This window comes from Arsenophonus endosymbiont of Apis mellifera (assembly GCF_903968575.1).
GTDB lineage: Bacteria > Pseudomonadota > Gammaproteobacteria > Enterobacterales > Enterobacteriaceae > Arsenophonus > Arsenophonus apicola.
Map to the genome: position 1 here is coordinate 75,331 of NZ_CAJCFU010000037.1, position 19,561 is coordinate 94,891.

The 19,561-nt window shown below is 35.0% G+C and carries 15 protein-coding genes and 1 pseudogene; 7 read left to right on the forward strand and 9 right to left on the reverse strand.

Annotation, left to right across the window (positions count from 1 at the left end):
* The first annotated feature begins 31 nt into the window (after positions 1 to 31).
* The 5 genes from H1X92_RS04785 (at position 32) to H1X92_RS04805 (ending at position 5,327) form a co-directional block, all read left to right on the forward strand.
* Positions 32 to 1,180, forward strand: coding sequence for a TonB-dependent receptor plug domain-containing protein (locus H1X92_RS04785; protein WP_180559085.1), 1,149 nt, complete (start codon positions 32 to 34; stop codon positions 1,178 to 1,180).
* A 12-nt stretch (positions 1,181 to 1,192) separates the two neighbouring features.
* A complete protein-coding gene (locus H1X92_RS04790) occupies positions 1,193 to 2,227 on the forward strand; it encodes a hypothetical protein (RefSeq protein ID WP_180559086.1) in 1,035 nt (344 codons plus the stop codon).
* Between the two features lie 38 nt (positions 2,228 to 2,265).
* Positions 2,266 to 3,174: a TonB-dependent receptor domain-containing protein gene (locus tag H1X92_RS04795; RefSeq protein ID WP_225507550.1), complete on the forward strand. Its 909-nt coding sequence runs from the start codon at positions 2,266 to 2,268 to the stop codon at positions 3,172 to 3,174.
* Positions 3,175 to 3,231: 57 nt separating this feature from the next.
* Positions 3,232 to 3,972 carry an energy transducer TonB gene (locus tag H1X92_RS04800; protein ID WP_180559087.1) on the forward strand — a complete coding sequence of 247 codons (741 nt, stop codon included), beginning with the start codon at positions 3,232 to 3,234 and terminating at the stop codon, positions 3,970 to 3,972.
* A 929-nt stretch (positions 3,973 to 4,901) separates the two neighbouring features.
* On the forward strand, positions 4,902 to 5,327 hold the full coding sequence (locus H1X92_RS04805; protein ID WP_180559088.1) for a GNAT family N-acetyltransferase: 426 nt from the start codon (positions 4,902 to 4,904) through the stop codon (positions 5,325 to 5,327).
* A gap of 106 nt (positions 5,328 to 5,433) precedes the next feature.
* Here H1X92_RS04805 and H1X92_RS04810 read toward each other — a convergent pair whose 3' ends face one another.
* The 6 genes and pseudogenes from H1X92_RS04810 to H1X92_RS04835 form a co-directional block, all read right to left on the reverse strand.
* The gene (locus H1X92_RS04810) at positions 5,434 to 6,705 is read right to left on the reverse strand and encodes a cytosine permease (protein WP_180559089.1); all 1,272 of its coding nucleotides are present in this window, start codon (positions 6,703 to 6,705) and stop codon (positions 5,434 to 5,436) included.
* 9 nt (positions 6,706 to 6,714) lie between these two features.
* Positions 6,715 to 6,981, reverse strand: a complete 267-nt coding sequence (locus H1X92_RS16200) for a helix-turn-helix transcriptional regulator (protein WP_225507552.1) — start codon at positions 6,979 to 6,981, stop codon at positions 6,715 to 6,717.
* Positions 6,975 to 7,412 carry a hypothetical protein gene (locus H1X92_RS04820; RefSeq protein WP_180559091.1) on the reverse strand — a complete coding sequence of 146 codons (438 nt, stop codon included), beginning with the start codon at positions 7,410 to 7,412 and terminating at the stop codon, positions 6,975 to 6,977. The genes H1X92_RS16200 and H1X92_RS04820 overlap by 7 nt, the downstream gene beginning before the upstream one ends.
* 221 nt (positions 7,413 to 7,633) lie before the next feature.
* On the reverse strand, positions 7,634 to 7,864 hold the full coding sequence (locus H1X92_RS04825; RefSeq protein WP_180559092.1) for a helix-turn-helix domain-containing protein: 231 nt from the start codon (positions 7,862 to 7,864) through the stop codon (positions 7,634 to 7,636).
* Positions 7,865 to 7,869: 5 nt separating this feature from the next.
* Positions 7,870 to 8,016, reverse strand: a complete 147-nt coding sequence (locus H1X92_RS04830; RefSeq protein ID WP_180559093.1) for a hypothetical protein — start codon at positions 8,014 to 8,016, stop codon at positions 7,870 to 7,872.
* 415 nt (positions 8,017 to 8,431) lie between these two features.
* Positions 8,432 to 10,381: pseudogene (locus tag H1X92_RS04835) on the reverse strand (FAD-dependent oxidoreductase).
* A gap of 633 nt (positions 10,382 to 11,014) precedes the next feature.
* Here H1X92_RS04835 and H1X92_RS04840 point away from each other — a divergent pair.
* Both H1X92_RS04840 and H1X92_RS04845 read left to right on the forward strand, forming a co-directional pair.
* Positions 11,015 to 12,415 carry a nucleobase:cation symporter-2 family protein gene (locus H1X92_RS04840; protein WP_180559094.1) on the forward strand — a complete coding sequence of 467 codons (1,401 nt, stop codon included), beginning with the start codon at positions 11,015 to 11,017 and terminating at the stop codon, positions 12,413 to 12,415.
* Positions 12,416 to 13,869: 1,454 nt separating this feature from the next.
* Entirely contained in the window at positions 13,870 to 14,367 is a 498-nt protein-coding gene (locus H1X92_RS04845) for a TIGR00645 family protein (protein ID WP_026822405.1), read from the forward strand.
* A 364-nt stretch (positions 14,368 to 14,731) separates the two neighbouring features.
* Here the strand turns inward: H1X92_RS04845 and H1X92_RS04850 are convergent, their stop codons facing one another.
* From H1X92_RS04850 to yidC, 3 genes are all read right to left on the reverse strand, one after another.
* Positions 14,732 to 15,526 (reverse strand): OspG family effector kinase, encoded by a 795-nt coding sequence (locus H1X92_RS04850; RefSeq protein ID WP_180559095.1) that lies wholly within the window; start codon positions 15,524 to 15,526, stop codon positions 14,732 to 14,734.
* A gap of 918 nt (positions 15,527 to 16,444) precedes the next feature.
* The gene (mnmE, locus tag H1X92_RS04855; RefSeq protein ID WP_180559124.1) at positions 16,445 to 17,809 is read right to left on the reverse strand and encodes a tRNA uridine-5-carboxymethylaminomethyl(34) synthesis GTPase MnmE; all 1,365 of its coding nucleotides are present in this window, start codon (positions 17,807 to 17,809) and stop codon (positions 16,445 to 16,447) included.
* 114 nt (positions 17,810 to 17,923) lie between these two features.
* Positions 17,924 to 19,561, reverse strand: a complete 1,638-nt coding sequence (yidC, locus tag H1X92_RS04860; protein WP_180559096.1) for a membrane protein insertase YidC — start codon at positions 19,559 to 19,561, stop codon at positions 17,924 to 17,926.

The window sequence follows — 19,561 nt, forward strand, 5'->3', positions numbered from 1 at the left end:
TAATTTAAAAATTATTTTAGGTAAGGAAATCATGTATTTTTTAAACTGCCGCCAAAAACCGATAGCATTTGCTATATCACTTGCTACTTTAATTATCCCCGCTATTAGCTATGCTGAACAGCCATCTTCGGACAAGCAAGCAAACACGGAAAAAAAACATTTAGGTAAAATTCAGGTTTCTGATATGTCACAACAAGATGAACATGGTTATGACAATATCTACGATAAAAATATTTCCAACATTTATATTGGCAAAGAGATGATAGAACGTTTCAAGGGGGCTTCCCCTGCCAATCTGTTTCAATCTACGCCGGGTGTATATAGCGGTGAAGCACGTAATGGCGCGGCAATCGATCCCAATATTCGTGGCATTCAAGGGCAAGGACGGATCCCCTTAACTGTCGATGGTACTGAGCAATCAATTACAGTAACCCGTGGCTACAATGGTGCCAATAACCGAAACTATCTTGATCCTAATTTAATTAGTTCAATTGAAATTGAAAAAGGGCCTTCGCTATCACGTCATATTAAAAGTTCGATCGGCGGTGGCATTACTATTAAAACAATTAATATTAATGACATTCTGCCAGCAAATGAAAACTTTGGTTTCGCGGTTAAATTAGAAGGTAGCAATAACGCGATTAAGCCGCAACTCAAAAATTTACCATTAGGCGAGGACTATCGTAATCTTCCTGGAGGAATGAAATCTTATGCCTTTTTATTTGATGATCCTTTAATCAATATCCATCCCCATCATTACCATGATAGAAAATTAGGCGGTTTGGATGATTATGCTTATCGGGTTGCCATTGGCTTGCGCCAAGAGAAATTTGATTTATTGCTGGCCTCAAGTTATCGCAATAAAGGCAACTATTTTGCCGGTACCAGGGGAGCAAATCGTTATCGTTATTCGCTTACTAATGAGAAGAAAAAAGAATTTACCAACCCTAGAATAATAATCGATCCTTATATGCCTTTTGTTGCCAATATTTATCATCCAGGCAAAGAAGTGCCTAACACGTCCAACATGATGAAATCGCTGTTGCTAAAAAATAATTGGCATCTGGCTGATGATTTAACGGTTAATTTTACTTATCGCGATTCCCGACTGGAATTTGGTGATATTATGCCCTCTCGACTGGGTTTTGTTGATGTCGAACATAATTTGGTTCCGCAATGACCTTTAGCTCAGGTGCACCAAAAAGCCGGTAGTGCCAGCCTTAAATACCAACCGCTTGATAGTCGATGGTTCGATTTTTATCTGAGTGCTTGGTTTAATCATACTGATGCAAATACCAATAGTGCAGGCGGCTACCCAAGAGCCCCAAAGGACAGAGATGCTGATTGGGATACTAACACCTTCTATAAGTTTGGCACCGCAATTAAAAATCCCACTATTGATGGTAGTTTAATCAATAGCGCTAATAATAGTAATGAAAATAATCGCTGGGGTTTGGACATTAGTAATATATTTACCCTGACACCTAATTTAAATCTTACCCTGAACGGCCGCTTTCAGAATGAAAAATTAATTAACCATACGGAATATACTGGTGTAAGGGTTAGTTATTTCCAATATCCAGGCAAAGAAGGCCGTCGGCAAGAGTATCAACTGGGGTTTAAATTCGACTGGCAACCGGTGGAATTCTTAACTTTCTCCGCCGGCGCCAATTATGTGACTTATTGGTCAATTGATGATCTAGTCAATAGAAAAAGAACTGAAAAAATAAGCGGCTACCAAAAGAGCGGCTATCTTGCCGGCTATAATGTACCCTTTTTTCAATCAGTTAATCAACAAGATTATGACAATGATGCTTATGCCGATGACTGGAAGAAACGAATAAAAAAACTAGCTGCCAACAAACACCATATTTATAAGACAGAAATAGCTCGATTAACAGAGGCCTTAGCCGATAATAAAAATCAACTTAATGAGCAGCAAAAAATAGCGCTAACAAACAATATCGATAAATTAAAAAAACAACGTATCGAGCTAACGCTGGCAACAAGAAAACAGTATACACAACAAGATGAATACCTGATTCAGATAGGTACTAACAAGCAAGTGCAAAAACCCGATATAAATGGAACCAATTATCGACCAAAATCGATTACCTTACTTTACAACCCTAACGATGGAAAATTGCATAAAAAGGATAACCCTTTCTTTAACGGTAAAATAAATATAGATGAAGAAACGATTGATGCTAAAACTGGAAAACGGTAAAACGCTATTATTCTGATCAGATTACAGATGGGGATAAAATTCTTGTTGCTCGGCCAGAAGACACGCTATGGCAAAAAGAGAAAAAACGCAAAGATCACGGTATTGCCCCTGTCCTCTCAGCGGGCATATCGATCACGGATGATTTAAGTGTTTATCTTCGTTATGCCGAATCAGTCAGAATGCCCAGCTTATATGAAGACGGCGTTGGCTTTTCCGACGAACGTCGAATTGTTATGGGTGAAAAAACCAAACCGGAACGCGCTAAAACACAAGAATTTGGTATTCACTATAATTTGGCAAATCTATTAAAAACAGAAAAACACGCTGATATTAAATTAATCTATTTTGACACCACGATAGAAAACGTATTCGATCGTGATATGGCATATAATTTTACCCAAATGGATAGACAGTTATTATCCGGTATTGAAATACAGACGCGTTATGATAATGATTTTATTTTTAGTGATATTAGTTACGTTTATAATATAAAAAATAAAGTTTGTGATCTTAATACCAGTCATTATTTAGATCCTTATAATCAACACAATATTCCAGAATGTATTGATGGTGGTTTTCCGGGTGGTTTTTTACGTACTGCAATTCAACCTAAATACTCCCTGAATATGAATTTAGGTGCTCGTTTATGGGATAAAAAAATCAAAATTGGCAGTCGATTTACCTATCATAGTAAAGCAGAAAATCGTGATGAAAAGCATTTGATGATAATTAAACCTAATTCCTATTTAGGTACGAATAATAATCCAATGCGTTGGGATCCAATTTTTACAATTGATGCCTATGTGGATTATAAAATTAATGACAATATGTCAGTAGAATTAACCGGAACCAATTTAACTGATGAATATTATCTCGACCCGTTAACTCGCTCTATGATGCCTGCTCCGGGAAGAACTTTTAAACTTAGTTTTAATAGTAAGTTTTAATTAAATAAACAATAACACAACCATATTAAACCAACTAAAATATTGAGATAAAAAATTATGATAAGACTGTTAGCTTATATTGTATTATCTATTATTTTACATATTGCTTTAATATGGCTGTGCTTATCGACTTCGGCTAATTCTACGCCGACATTAGCCAGTCACCATAATATTTCTCCTAATACAACAATTACCTTGATCTCAGCCAGTATAGAAACTACATCAGAAATAAATAGATCTTCTAGTGAATCGCTACCAATTATTCTACCTGATTCACCAGTAAATCCAGTACTAGCCGTTGAGCAGAAACAAGAAAAAATCAATAATAAAAAGAAAATAACAGCGGTCAAAAAAACTAATAATAAAACTTTCTCAGAAACCAAGAAGGAAATAAATAAGAATAAGAATCCATCGGTTTATCCCGCAGAGAATTTCAACGGCAATAATGACACCACCATGCAAGGCGGGGCTCTAAATCATGATCCTTCTCAAATAAAGGTAGGTGAACAAAAAGAAGGTGAACGCTATTATTCACTAGTCAAACAAGAAATTGAGCGCAATAAAATATATCCCCGTCAAGCCAGAAAAAAACGCCATCGTGGGCGAGTATTATTACAATTTAATATTAATACTGACGGTAGCTTATATGACGCTAAAATCATTCGCTCTTCTGGTTTCAATACCCTTGATAAGGCCGCATTAACGGCCATTGCAAAGAGTCGTTCGATCGGACCTAAGCCTGTTCATATAAGTTCAACCATGAGTACCGAAGTAGAGTTCAACCTAGATAGAAATTAAATATAATACTACTTAATAAGCAACCTACATTTTAATCTCTTTTTGAACTAAATGAAGAGTGAGTACCTACAAGAATTCAACTAGGATCTGTTTTAACCGTGGCCGACTGTGCCGTTGTTAACTGAGCCAACACAGCTACCATTAATTGATAAAAAAATAAAACGCACAACAAGGAAAGAAGTGCGTTTTTGATGTCGATTAACTTACTGAAATTAAGACTAAATTTATTATTTTTTTAACTGTTTATTCTACTTAGTAAATATCACATACTTGTACGATCATTTAATAATGATTACTTTTACTACTTTGCCCATTAGTATTTCATTACTTGTATCGATATAAAATCGATAAATTAATCCCTTTTATGTTATTTATACATCCCTTAGCTTTATTATTAATATTTTTTCATCGTCAAAAACGGTTATTCCTGGTTTTATTTTTGCTAACTTAAATTTACCTCGTTAGAATCAATATATCCGTACCTCTATTTTCTCCATCGTTTTTTAAATTTAAAATATAAATATACCCTGGTGTTGGCAAAAGCCTTTAAACTAACTATAAGATTTTTAAATAAAAAACCGCTAAACTTATAATAAAAACAAAGCTGTTATATCTTCTTTTGTTAACTACATTAAACAAATTCTAAGTTATAAAAAAGGTTAATAATTAGCCTTGATTATTAGGTGATTTTCTGCTAATAGAATAAACCAAATTACTTTAATGCCAGTAAAATAACACGATGATTGAAAGATAAAACTAAACCTAAAATTAACATAAAACCTTAAAATATATAAAAAATCTAACATCATCAATTCATTGATTAAAAACTAAAAAAACATGATAAAAAAGATTTATAACATGAATAACTAATTGATATACACAAAATTTAAAAATATTTTTTAGCAACAAACAACAAGGATGATACTAATATGAAATTTATACTTACCGATAAAGAAAATATTGCAGAAGAAAATACTATCATCGATAGTCTGTGGAAACATAACTCCAACTTTACCACTGTAGATATGCATCCGCTAAGAGTGACTTTAATGGATAATGAAAACATTGTTGGTGGCTTGATTGCCAGAACATGGTGGGGTGGCTTAGATATCCAATATCTATGGATAGCAGAAAACTACCGAAAAAAGGGCTTTGGAAAAGATTTAATGAATAAAGCAGAAAATGAAGCAATAAAAAGAAAGTGCCATATGGCCTATGTTGATACTTTTGACTTTCAAGCTGTTAATTTTTATAAAAAATTAGGCTATAAGGAATATGGCCACTTAGACAAATTTGCACACTGTTACACCCGCTATTATTTATCAAAGCCGCTTAAAAGCACAGATGTTTGCTAAATGGGTTAACTGTAACGACTAATCTACTATTACTATTTGGAGCGACCAGCTAATTATGTTATGAGTGGTCGCCATTATTACAATTTTTTCCGTTGTTAACTGTTATTTATCTTTTAATTATACTTAATAAACCGTAAATAATACTTGCAGCGAGGAGAGAATTAACCGTTGGTATACCTGTTTCCACTGTTATGCCAAGAATACTGGCTATTACACAGGCGAAAACAGCATTCCAACCAATTAAAGGTGTATCTTTATTGGCTGGGATTTTCTCCCCTTGTAGCGTTTCCTTAAGAATATTTCTATGAGTCTTTATAATAAAATAATCCGTTAGCATAACACCAACTATTGGCGGAAAAATAACCCCAAGAATAGTCAAAAAACCAACAAACCTGTCTAAAATACCTAAAACAGAAAGAGTTGTACCAATAATACCAATGGATAAAGTCAGAATTGTGTAATTAACTTTTTTGCCCGTCAATATTGAAATTGAATTGGCAATACTCAATGACGATGAATAAAGATTAATATCATTAACCCGCAAAGTAGAAAAGATGACTACTAATAAACCAATACCTCCAGCCGTTTGCGTCATAATGGTTACGACATCTGCCGTATTTTGTGCCCTGGCTAATAATATTGCCAGTCCATTAATAACAAATTCACCAAGAATAATTGATACCATAACCATCCAAAATACCTGACGACTATTTTTTGAGTATCGACTCATATCTGGCGTAATAAGAGTGGCAACGATACATCCTCCCATGATTAAAGTAATTGCAGAAGATAAGGTTATCGTTTCACCACTAGGAACTGACTGAATCAAATCCATCATATTATGATGCTCAAGAATTCCTGCTGAGATAAATAAAATCACGATGACAAAAAAAGGAACCGCAATCCAAGCAGTAAATCGTAATGCTTTAAAACCAAAAGCAACTAAGATCGTCAAAAATAAACCAGATAATGTAGCTGACCATTCAAAGCCTAATTTATTGCCTAAAGCATAATTAAGTCCTTTAGCAAAGACAGCATTTTGTACTCCAAACCAACCGACCAAGCTAATGGCTATTGTAAGGCTGACCAAAACTGAACCAATACGCCCAAAACCACACCATCTGGCTAAAAGACTACTGGATAACCCTTCTTTCATTCCCGCAAAGCCTAAAGCAAAGGTAATAACGCCAAAAATAATACTACTAATGAAAATAGCTAAAAAAGCGTCAGTTAAAGTCATTGAATTACCTAGTACTGCGCCTAGCATAAATTGATCTAACGCAGTTAACATTCCAGCATGAACTAATGTAACACTCAGAAATGATAAACGTATATTAGTGGGAACACGACTTGTTGGATAGTTATCTATTAAGTTCATATAATTAATTCACTTTGTTATGAAAAGAACACCTGGAGTTAAAAAACGTTCAGGTATAAAGTTATCAAGAGAATAAGTTTTACAGTATTCAATAAGTTGTCTGGCTGAATTAACACCCGTTTTTTGATAAATAACCTGTAATTTATGATTTACTGTTATAGGTGAGAGGTTTAAATATTTCGCTATTTCTTTACTACCGAGTCTTTGTTGAAGCAAAAATATTATTTCAAGTTCTCGTTTGGAAAAAAAACAGCTTTCTTGATAAGTTTTTAATATATTGACAGCTTTTTTTCATGATAGATCAATGGGTTTATATTAAGTATTTTTTTTGCATTCCATAAAATTGCAATACATTGTTTATCTTTATTTAAAATAGGTATTTTTTCACTGATATAAGGTATTAAGATTGGACTCCCATTCCAGTAATCTATTTCAATTACTCTCGTCGTAGAAGATTCAATTTTCGTTAATTCGTCATGTTCTTTAAACACCTGAAATAATTCACTCCAAGTAGTAGGAAATGCTTTATCCATTTTACCTTCGATAGAAAAATTTTTTGGTGTATTTGTGAAGAGACGAGCAGAATTATTCATATAAATATGTTCTGACTTTATACTTTTAATTCCCCAAGGTTCATCTAGATTTTCTACCATCGTAATAATTGAATCGATAATATTAATGGATTTATCATTGATATTATTGCTCATCAACACCTCTTAATAACTTAGGTAAATAATATCATATGTAATTTCATAAGGTGATAAGATGGATTTGAAAATAGTTTTTTTTCAAAAAATATTTAATTTTATAATCCTAAATTTTAACTTTCTTTCTCACATTAAAAAATAACATTAAGATTATTAAATCGAAATAGTCGTTCACAGCAAAATAATTTTTTTATTAAGTAATACATTCAATATCAATGCTTCTATTGGAAAGCTTTTATGCTATCGCAATAATAACTTGACAAGATTGCAGATGGATGAGGCTCTAAAGCAGCAATAATACACTTTTCACCCATTGAAAAAAGGCGAATAAGTCTATTTTTTAGTATCTTTGAGTTTAATCCGAATTTATGGGAAATAGATGATAGAGTTATATTTTCTTGTAATGCAGCAACAAAGTTAGCGCCGTGCCAGTTATAGCTAAAATCAAGCATTTTTACTATCCCTTTTCTTTTGGAGGCGATCCAGATAAGGTTTGCAGACCGGCACTAACTCCGGCGAGCCTTTCGGCTCCCCTACCTGAACCGCCATAAAGGGCGCTACAAGTAGCACTGGTAAAACTTTTTACCAGTGTGTTAGTGAACAAGGCTGCAAAACCTCGGTTATTAGCGTCTACCAATAACGATATTACTTTAGCTGATTACGAATTATGACTCAATAGTTAATTAAACAATTTACAACTTTACGTAAAAGTGCAAAATTGTCTTCATATATTTATTTTATCAAATAGTATGTTGTTAATTTAACATCACGGTTTTACTGTTAGATTATGCTAGTCCCTTGGCCTGATTTCCGCTTTTTCTGCTAGCCTGATAATTAAAAACTAATTTTAAAAATATTAAATTTTTTCATTTTTATTGATTTAATTAATGAATTAACATTTTAATATATTTATCTGCGAGCAAAACCTCTTAATCCATTAAACCTTTATAATCAGTCAACCATTCAAACAATTACCCATTTTTATCCACTTTGATATTCATCAATGCCAATTTAGTCACTTATTGGTTGTTAGATACTTTTCGATCGAACAATTTAAGCATGTCCCGCGCAGCCTGTCGGTCCGCCGCCATTGCCGTTACAACTAAATCTGCACCATGCACGGCATCTCCACCGGCAAATATTTTATCGTTGCTAGTTTGTGTCAACAAACGTCCTTGACCGCCGGTTTGGATCAAACCCCAATCATCAAGGTTAATATTGTGTCCCTGTAACCATGGCATATCATGTGGCTGAAAACCAAAAGCAATGATTAACACATCGACCGCCAGTTCAAATTCTGAGCCGGCAATCAGTTGCAGTCTTCGCCGTCCATCTTTACCTGGCTCCGCCAACTGAACACGCGTAAGTTTTACTGCTGATACTTTTCCAGTATCATCTAGCACAATGTGCTGAGCTGAAACGTTAAATAAGAATTCAACACCTTCTTCTCGTGCATTAATCACCTCTTTTTTCGAACCAGGCATGCTAGCTTCATTGCGTCGATAAGCACAGGTTACACTGGCAGCATTAAGTCGTACTGCCGTACGCAGACAATCCATTGCAGTATCACTGCCTCCTACCACCACCACTTTTTTATCGGTTATATCAACCCAAGGATAGCGAGGATCATCGTCTAATCCCATCACCTGCCGCGTGCTGGCCGTCAAAAAATCTAGCGCCTGTATCACGCCTGGCGCATGCTCATTTTCCAACCCAATGTTCATCAAACCATACGTTCCTGTACCGAGGAAAATAGCATCATAATCATTAGTCAACGTAGAGAAAGGGATATCCTGACCAATTTCGCAATTAAGATGAAACTAAATACCCATCTCACTGAAGATATTGCGTCTTGAGCTCAATAACTGCTTATCAAGTTTGAAAGGGGGGATACCAAAAGTTAGTAATCCACCGATCTCGGGATGACGCTCATACACATCAGCCTTAACCCCCGCTCGTGCGAGGATATCAGCACAACCTAGACCAGAAGGTCCTGCACCGATTATCGCTACTCGTTCCGAACGCGGAATTACTTGCGATAAATTTGGTCGCCAGCCTTGTGCCAGTGCAGTGTCAGTAATATAGCGCTCCAAATTTCCAATAGCGACCGATCCACTATGTTGTTTCAGAGTACATGCTCCTTCACATAACCTATCTTGTGGGCAAACACGACCACATATTTCTGGTAAAGAACTAGACTGATGGCATAATTCCACCGCGTCCATAATGTTTCCTTTACTGACTAACTGAATGAAATCTGGAATGTGGTTATGTAAAGGGCATGTTAAGTTGCAATACGCTTTTTGTGCGCAATAGAGGCAACGTGTGCTTTCATAAAGAGCTTGCTGCTCATCAAGTCCAATATAAATCTCGACAAAATGCTGAATACGTTGTTGAGCAGAAACTTTCTGCGCCCCTTTTCGCAGCGGCTTATTTAATATCTGTTTACGCTGCGGCTGTTTTTCGAACTGGCGAAAATCTCTGCTATCTATCGTCCTTTGTTGTCTCTCTTGGCGCAAAGTTAACAACGTCTGCTCATCAACAATCCTTAATGCTTGCGTGGGACAATGTGTCACACAAGCTGGCTGGCCTGTATTTATTGTCTGACACATATCACATTTTTGCGCCAGGACGATATCTGAATCCACTGCCAGTACCATATCAATAGCGCCGAACGGGCAGGCTATAATGCAACTTTTACAACCGATACAGCGAGTTTGATCAAGCTGAACGGTTGCGTTAACAAAAGATAATGCATTCACCGGACAACTGGTAATACAAGGTGCGTTATTACAATGACGGCAGGTTACCGCAATACTGTTTTTTGCCTCGTTCAATACTCTGATACGCGGGACAAATTCACGTGTGCTCCGTGGCCAACATTGATGATTATGAGCAACCACACAGGCAATTTCACAAACATGACAACCGATGCATTCACTTGGATCAGCAATAATCATTTTATTCATTCGCTCTCCTAGCTGGTAAGCTCAGGTATATTGTTCCAATAAGGATGCAATAATTGGGCAAACTTTTTTAATAATTTATGCTTAACTTAGAATTTTGCGATTTACATCAAAAAGTTGCCTTTATCATGTTTAGCACTCTTCATTTTTTTGTCATAAAGTATTCTCACTTTGAGAATCACGTATCACAGTGAAACAAGAAAATATCGCTTTTCGACTAGTAAAAGCCAGATAAAAGTAAATTTTGCCGCTGATCCAAATAATATCGCTCACAGCTTTAACACTAAGTTGAAAACAAATAGTCGTAATCAGCCACTTTTCTTATATTCTCAAGATGAGAATTAGCCTCAAGTATAAAATATGATTATCTGGTCCGTTTTTAACAATACTTTGCCATTCCCCAGCCTAGCCACCAACAAAACGTGACTTAATTCACGAATGACACCAACACTTTTACCTCTTTATTCATATTGGCATGGGTTACGCATAGTTATTGATATTTGCTGAAATGCTGATTGGATCAATTTAGATTAGTTTGTATGCCAAATACTGTTCTAATATGCACATTAACTGTTCTTTCCAAACACCGATCAGCCCGGTTAACGAAGTACTCACCAACAGGAGTGATGTAACTTTATGAAAGGATCTGTTCTCTCCAAGCACCAATCAGCCCCAGTTAACGAAGTCCTGCCCATTGGGCAAATGATACTTTACGGGCTGCAACATGTCTTAGTGATGTATGCAGGCGCAGTCGCCGTTCCATTAGTTATCGGTAATGCTGTTGGCTTACCCGTTGAGCAAATTATTCTATTAATTAGTACTGATCTGTTTATCTGTGGTATAGCGACCATTGCCCAATCCTTCGGCTTTGGCTCATGGATTGGCTGTCGCTTGCCATTAGTGCAAGGCTGCACATTTGCCGCACTGGTTCCCATGATACTAATCGGTAAACAGTATGGCATTAGCGGCATTTCCGGCGCCGTAATTATCGCGGGATTATTCACGCTGATATGCTCACCCTGGATATGCCATCTTGTGCGCTTTTTCCCTAAAGTTGTCATGGGTTCGATTGTAACACTGATTGGACTTTCACTGATGCCGGTAGCAGGCAATTGGATTATTAGCGGCAATAATGGGGGCATTCTTCCGCTTGTCATGGCGGCACTGACACTCATTATTATTCTTCATATTTATCATTTTATGACTGGAATGATTAAAAATATTGCGGTGCTTCTTGGTTTAATAGGTGGTACGGTTATTTGGAGTTTCTTTCTGCCCCTTGATTTTCATTTCGTTAATTCAACGCCTTGGGTTAATTTTCCCAAAATCATGTGGCTGGCTAAGCCAGAATTTCACATTATTCCAGTCGCATTGTTGTCTATGGTTATGGTGGTAGTGATGATAGAAACCATGTCATCAATGATAATGATTGGTGATATGGTTGACAAAAAGGCCGATGCTACCACTTTACGTAACGGTCTCAACGCCTGCGGTATTGCAACTATGGTAGGAGGGCTGTTTAATCTTTTTCCTTATGCTGCGTTTGCACAAAATGTTGGGTTGATTGGTCTTACTGGTGTGCGTAGCCGCTTCGTGGTCTCTGTATCGGGTGTGCTCCTTATTTTAATGGGCATGTTTGCCAAAATGGCGGCACTGGTTGTGGCAATTCCTAAACCGATATTGGGCGGGGCCGGCGTCATTATGTTTGGTATGGTCGCCGTATCGGGAATTCGCACACTCAGCAGTATTACCTATCGACATAATAATAACGAAATGGTGGTGGCATTAACATTAGGTTTAGGCCTGATGCCTATCATGGTGCCACATTTATTTGAAGGATTTCCTAGCATGATGCAAATGTTCCTTCATAGCGGCATTACCATAGGCACAGTGATCGCTATTTTAGCTAATTTAACGCTCAACAAGGCATCGTCCGCGCCCATAAAAGAAACAGATCCTTCATCACAATATGCTCCGATAAGAGCAATAAAGCGATGGTTATCAATGAAAAAAACCGAGAAGGATCAGGAAAATTAGACAAAAAATGGACAATTTACCAATACATCTACTCATTAACGGATTAATCATTAATATATAAGCCATATCTCCAGATTTGAACCAGTATTGGGTTCGCTGTTTTTACTAGCCTTTGTTATAGGTGACATACTTAAACTGAGGCTAAGTTGTAAGGCCAACTCAATAGCATTATCTGTCAATCTCATAGCAATCAAGACTAACCCCCTGTCTTCCTATGACCTTACCCTCTTGATAAAAATAAAATGGACGCCAGCTTGGTCATTTTCACTGAGTAAGATAATAGTATATTAGGTAGCTTACCCCTCAGTCATTACACCGAAATTTAGCTTCACAAGGCGATAAAGATATTATCTTTGGTATTGCTTGCCATTGATAAGAATACAGTTATTATATTTAACATCAGCAAAAAAACATTTTGTACAGTATACCCACTATCGAGTTATTGGAAGAATAGGGTTGTTTCACTTCTATCAGCAGTGATCATTTGTTCAATTTTTTTATTAGGCTGCATGCTATTGCACTAACTGAAAATACAGCTATCAGTAAGTAAGCTATATTATAGCAAAGTATATTTCTTAATATTAATGAGTTTTTAATTTATTAGTTTAAAATATTTATATTGATTGATATTATCTTTCAAAGAGCTAATTAAATCATGTTTAACTCTATCAATGGGATTTTGATTTAAACTTGTTATCCAAGATAAGGTATCTACAAATAGTCATTTTTAACCACTATTAAATATTATTTTTTGTTTATTTAGTCAAAAATAAATATAATTAACTGTAGCTGCTAAAATTTTAATCAAAATTTTTTATAGTATTAAGATAACAGTTAAATAAATATCTAATCTAGATGGCTTCGAATACTTATATGAATTAAAAATTTTCTTTTAAATCTTTGCTTATATTTTCAATTAAATGATTTTATTTTTAAATGAGTTAATGTATTCTGTCTTTTTAGTGATAACCAATATCAGATTTAATGAATCAACATAATAAATAACATGATAATCAATTAGTTATAATATGTTTTTTGAAAAATTTTATGGAATAAATACTATATAAGATTATTTCTATCCAATTTAGTTTTATTACCACTTATTGATAAAAAATGTACTGATGATGAAGCCAATTTTCTTCTAAAATCGTTTCCATTTTGTTAAAAAAATATTAAAAATAAATTATTTTGCCTAATAGAGAAGAAAGAAAAAGAAGATCCCCAATTACACTTAATGATAAACTAGCTTGAGTTGCTAAAACTGTTTTATGAATGGAGTTTATGATAAAACTTTTAGGCTGGATTATTAAGAGAAAAATATCCTAATCTGGCTTTAATGATAATTATTAAAATCACAGCTTAAAATAGCATCAACGCTTTGTTTATTTTTAAAGCAAAAGTAATACCGTTGGCAATTAAATTTTAGAAATTCAAATAAAAGAAGGATAAATAACATGGAAAAGTCGATTGAAAAAATCATTTATGCATCAAGGTGGCTACTATTTCCTGTTTATATAGGACTATCATTTGGATTTATTTTACTCACTTTAAAATTTTTTCAGCAGATAATTCATATCATCCCTGAACTTTTTACTATCACTGAATCAGGATTAATATTGACGGTTTTATCACTTGTTGATATTGCACTAGTTGGTGGACTTTTAGTTATGGTGATGTTTTCAGGTTATGAAAACTTTATTTTAAAAATGACCGTTGATGATAAACATCAAAAATTGAGCTGGATGGGAAAAATGGACGTTAATTCCATTAAAAATAAAGTTGCCTCATCAATTGTTGCGATTTCTTCAGTTCATCTTTTACGACTGTTTATGGAAGCTGAAAAAGTGCCGGATAATAAAATAATGTGGAGTGTTATTATCCACTTAGCTTTTGTTTTATCTGCCTTTGGTATGGCTTATATTGATAGAATGAGTAAAAGTACCAAAAGCTAGTCGACTAATTTAAATTATTTTATTCAGTACTGAATAACGATATGAAATAATTATTTTCTTTACGCCACAGCTAAATACATATGCAGTGGCTACTTACTAACTGCAATAAAATTCTTAGAATAAAATAAAGACTATTTGAGTAGTAATAATTAATGTAAAATTAAAAGCTTTATTTATTTTGATAAATACTATTAATAAAAAATAGATAAATTTATCAACACCTATTTTATATCCAATAATATTGTTATAAATCTTAATATAAAAATCATAAAATTATGATTATTCAATTTAATGATAAGATAATAATATTTTAGCTAACTTAACAACCCTCGACTTTTAGGCCGAGGTGAATGTCATCATTAGACTAAACCAAATTTCTGAATATCATCTGCTGAAATAAATTTGTCTGCTTATCGGGAGTAATTATTTTTTGTTCGATAAGTTTTACACAATTTTCTGCATTATACTTTAATTCTTGTAAAAGTTCTTCTGGATCTAATATGCTGGAATAATTTCTAGGATCATCACCAAAATCAATTGGATTGAATTTGCTTTCATAACGATCCCACAGGATATTATCTTGTTGTAAATCTGAATGAAAAATATTTTTTTCTACCATAGTCGCCAACATAGATTCAAATTTTTCAATTGCATCTGTCGGTAACGAATCTATCTTACTTAAAGGTATACCGGCGATTTTCTTCATTCTGACAAATAAATTTTCCTCATCATAATAAATTTTTGCACTGTCTTCGCCATAGTAGTGACAAAAAAAAGCAATAGATTTTTCAATGGTGCCAAGCTCACTGTCATCCAAGTAGTTGTAGTTTTCATGGTATTTTTTTAAAACATAATTTTCATCATTATCTTGAAAAACTTCACCATCAACGCCTGAATGGATCGGGTGGTTAGCAAAATAAGATAAGGTACAGACATTTCCCTCTTGATCAATAACGTTCGTTTCAATAGGGGCTATTTTGTATTGCTCTGCCCAATCGGGAATTTGTTGACATTGTAAATAATGGATAGCAAATTCTAATGAGTTATGGCAACTATTTGCCGGAAAATCATATTTAGACAATAATTCATGCGCCCACTTTTTGTTCTCTGGACTATCAATTCCGCCCAAACTTTCAATAAGATAGTCTTCTGCTGTCATTCTTCGAGTAGCCGATTAAGAAGCTAAATTTGTATTACAATAAGCACTATTTGTTGCCGTATAATATGACAAAGAAGGGAGCATAGTCTATTAATCCTATTGTTAATCTTAGGGTTAGATTGATTAAAAATTCATAGAACTGATAACTATATTACTGTAATCTTTTTTATGTGAAAAGAAAAATGTAAATAAAAATAACATTATTTATCAAAATTCAAATACAACTTCCATTTAATCATTTTATTAATCACTGACTAAAAAACCGCAGAAGAGAATTATTTAATTGATTATATATTTTTATTATAAGCACAATTATGGCCACTTAAGATTATTTCTGCTCCCACCGTTGCACCACATGGTCATCCAGAGTAATAGGTAAACCATATCGATTTTTACCGGTCTGATTATATTTTCATGTTTCTCTATATCTTGTTTTCATTATTTTAGTAGAAATATCTGCCGGTTTACCTAAAGAATCTATTAATTGATCAGATGATCAGATGTTTGGCCAACCTAAAAATAACGGTTTATTATTTTTTCCACAATTCCCGTATTACCATACTTATTCAGTAAATACTCCTTTCTCTTTTTTGTTGCATAAACATTCCATATAACAATAATAGCCACAACAAAAACAATTAATAACATCAACGCCATTACTAGATACTCCTTTAACTACTAGTAATGTTACAAATCAAACAAAAGGTATAATTCTAGTACTATGCCATGCTGCTTATCATACCAAAATATGATTATAAGCAAATTTCAATGTGAAAAATGAGCATGACACATAGCAATAGAAAAAAGCACAATAATGGAGTTATATATATTTTCTTATAACTAAATAGGTATAAAAATCTTATATAATAATTAGTTATACTGAACGATGAATTTCTGTAAATCTGAATAAAACCGCACTTACTTACCAATACAGAAACTGGAAAAAATACGACCTAATAAATCATCAGAGCTAAATTCTCCTGTAATTTCACTCAATGCTTGTTGAGTCAAACGGAGTTCTTCTGCTAATAACTCGCCTGAATGAGCAACCACTAACTGTTGATAACCTTGCTGTAAATGTTCAGCTGCGATATTAAGCGCTTGAATATGACGGCGTCTGGCTAAGAATCCCCCTTCAATATGCTGATTAAATCCAATGCTTTCTTTCAAATGTTGACGTAATAAATCAATACCCTCTTTTAAATAAGCTGAAAGACATATAAGTGAGTAATCACCAACTTTTGTTATCGCTATTGGTTCATCAGTTATATCTACTTTATTTCTAATGACCGTAATAGGTAAAGACTTCGGCAATCGCGCTATAAATTCTGGCCAAATCTGCTCCGGTTTAGTTGCCTGTGTCGTCGTGCTATCCACCATAAATAAAATATGATCAGCTTGCTCTATTTCCTGCCAAGCTCGTTCAATACCTATCCTCTCAACTTCATCTGTTGCTTCACGCAAACCAGCCGTATCAATAATATGCAATGGCATACCATCAATATGAATATGTTCACGTAATACATCTCGGGTTGTACCAGCAATATCCGTTACAATTGCCGCTTCACGGCCAGATAGTGCGTTTAATAAGCTAGATTTACCGGCATTCGGTCGTCCAGCAATCACAACTTTCATGCCTTCTCGTAATAAGCTGCCTTGGTAAGCTTGTGAACGCACACTATCTAAATGGGCTATCACCTCATTCAATTTTGCTTCTATCTTGCCATCCGATAAAAAATCAATCTCTTCATCGGGAAAATCAATTGCCGCTTCAACGTAAATACGCAAGTTAGTAAGCGCTTCCACCATTTCATAGATCTGTTGCGAAAAAACACCTTGTAAAGAATTTACCGCTGAACGCGCTGCCTGTTCAGTACTCGCATCGATTAGATCAGCAATCGCTTCTGCCTGAGCTAAATCCATTTTGTCATTAAGAAAAGCGCGTTCAGAAAATTCACCTGGATTGGCAATACGGATTTCACCGATCGCTAAAATCCGCTTAAGTAATAAATCAATAATTACCGGACCACCATGTCCTTGCAATTCAAGAACATCTTCACCAGTAAATGAGTTGGGGGCGGGAAAATAGAGGGCTATTCCCTGATCCATCACTTTACCATTACTATCATAGAAAGGAAGGTAATCGGCATAGCGTGGCTGAGGTAATTTACCTAAAACAATGCGGGCAACTTGAATAACTTTTGGCCCAGATATTCGCAAAATACCAACACCACCACGTCCAGGAGGCGTTGCCTGCGCAATAATTGTATCATTAGTATATATACTCATTTTACTCTCAATTGTTACAATAAATATGATTAAGGCGGTCATTAGACCGCCTTAATACATTTTCTATTTTGTTATTTTCATCCATAGCAAATAACAAAATGCCAATACTTATTTTTTATCGCGACTATGTAGGCCACGCTTTTCTAATCCACGATAAATAATTTGTTGTTGAATAATCGTCACTAGGTTACTAACGATATAGTATAAAACCAAACCAGAAGGAAACCACAGGAAAAATACCGTAAAAATAACCGGCATATAGGTCATAATCTTCTGTTGCATAGGATCAGTAACTGTCGTTGGCGACATTTTCTGAATAATATACATCGTTAAGCCCATTAACAACGGCAAAATATAGTATGGATCCTGGGCTGATAGATCTTGGATCCAACCAATGAAGGGAGCATGCCGTAGCTCGACAGAGCCCATCAACATATAGTATAAAGCAAGGAAAATAGGCATCTGAATCAATAAGGGCAGACAACCACCCAATGGATTAACTTTTTCTGCTTTATAGAGCGTCATCATTTCTTGGCTCATGCGTTGCTTATCATCACCAATCCGTTCTTTCATCGCCGCAAGTTTAGGATGCAACAGACGCATTTTTGCCATTGATGTATATTGTGCCTTGGTTAATGGATACATAATCCCGCGCACAATAAAAGTAATAACGATGATGGAAAAACCCCAATTACCGATAAAACCATGAATAAATTTCAATAACTTAAATAACGGTTGAGAAATAAACCACAACCAACCATAATCAACGGTTAAATCTAAATGAGGAGCAACTGCTGCCATTTCCGCTTGTAATTCAGGACCTACCCACAAGGTTGAAGTGTAATTTTCTTTACTATTAGCCGCTACTGTTATCGGCGAACTCTTATAGCCAATAATAGCAATGGCTTTATCTAAATCAATTGTATAAAAGGTGTTTTGGTTCTGATAGCCGGGGATCCATGCAGTCGCAAAATATTGCTGCAACATTGCGATCCAACCACCTTTGGTATTAACGTTTAAGTTATTATCAGTAATATCACTGAAACTATATTTTTTATAATTCGTTTCATCGGAAGAATACGCTGCACCGCGATAGGTATGTAAAGCAAAATTATTACTTCCTGTATCACGCTCTTTTGGTAGTTCCGCAGTCTGTTTCAATTGACCAAAAAAAGCCAGCGTCAATGGCTTGGCACTGTTATTGTCAATATTATACTCAACAGAAATATTATATTTACCACGTTTTAATACATAGACTTTTTGATAAACTACGCCATCTTTACCTGTGAAGGTAAGAGGAACACGCAGTTCATCTTGGCCATCTTGCAACACATAATTGGTTGCAGTTGAGAGATATAAAGGACGCAATCCGTTATTGTAGCCTGGATTATCGGGACCATCCTGACCGATCAAGCCGCTCTGTGCTTGATAAATAAACTCTTTACTGGTTTCCAATAAACGAAACGGCTCAGATGAGTGTAATTCCTTAGGGTAAAGCAGTAGATCAGCCTCATCAATATCACCTCCGCGAGTATTGATGCGTAATTTAAGCACATCAGTTTTTACGGTGATAAATTTAGCTTGCTCATGACCCAGATTAGCTTGGTCATCATGACTTGGCATATCCATTTGTTTTATGATTTGGTCAGTTTTTATAGGTTGTGTTTTATCACTTTCCCATGTCTGCCAAAGCAAAAACGAAACAAATAGCCAAGCGATGAATAAAAGATTGCGTTGCGAATCCAT

Excerpts from the sequence above, each read along its gene's own strand:
- H1X92_RS04800 (WP_180559087.1), top strand. The coding sequence starts at position 3,232 with ATGATAAGACTGTTAGCTTATATTGTATTATCTATTATTTTACATATT.
- H1X92_RS04840 (WP_180559094.1), top strand. The coding sequence starts at position 11,015 with ATGAAAGGATCTGTTCTCTCCAAGCACCAATCAGCCCCAGTTAACGAA.
- H1X92_RS04820 (WP_180559091.1), bottom strand. The coding sequence starts at position 7,412 with ATGAGCAATAATATCAATGATAAATCCATTAATATTATCGATTCAATT.
- H1X92_RS04810 (WP_180559089.1), bottom strand. The coding sequence starts at position 6,705 with ATGAACTTAATAGATAACTATCCAACAAGTCGTGTTCCCACTAATATA.
- H1X92_RS04785 (WP_180559085.1), top strand. The coding sequence starts at position 32 with ATGTATTTTTTAAACTGCCGCCAAAAACCGATAGCATTTGCTATATCA.
- H1X92_RS04850 (WP_180559095.1), bottom strand. The coding sequence starts at position 15,526 with ATGACAGCAGAAGACTATCTTATTGAAAGTTTGGGCGGAATTGATAGT.
- yidC (WP_180559096.1), bottom strand. The coding sequence starts at position 19,561 with ATGGATTCGCAACGCAATCTTTTATTCATCGCTTGGCTATTTGTTTCG.
- H1X92_RS04805 (WP_180559088.1), top strand. The coding sequence starts at position 4,902 with ATGAAATTTATACTTACCGATAAAGAAAATATTGCAGAAGAAAATACT.
- H1X92_RS04845 (WP_026822405.1), top strand. The coding sequence starts at position 13,870 with ATGGAAAAGTCGATTGAAAAAATCATTTATGCATCAAGGTGGCTACTA.
- H1X92_RS04825 (WP_180559092.1), bottom strand. The coding sequence starts at position 7,864 with ATGCTTGATTTTAGCTATAACTGGCACGGCGCTAACTTTGTTGCTGCA.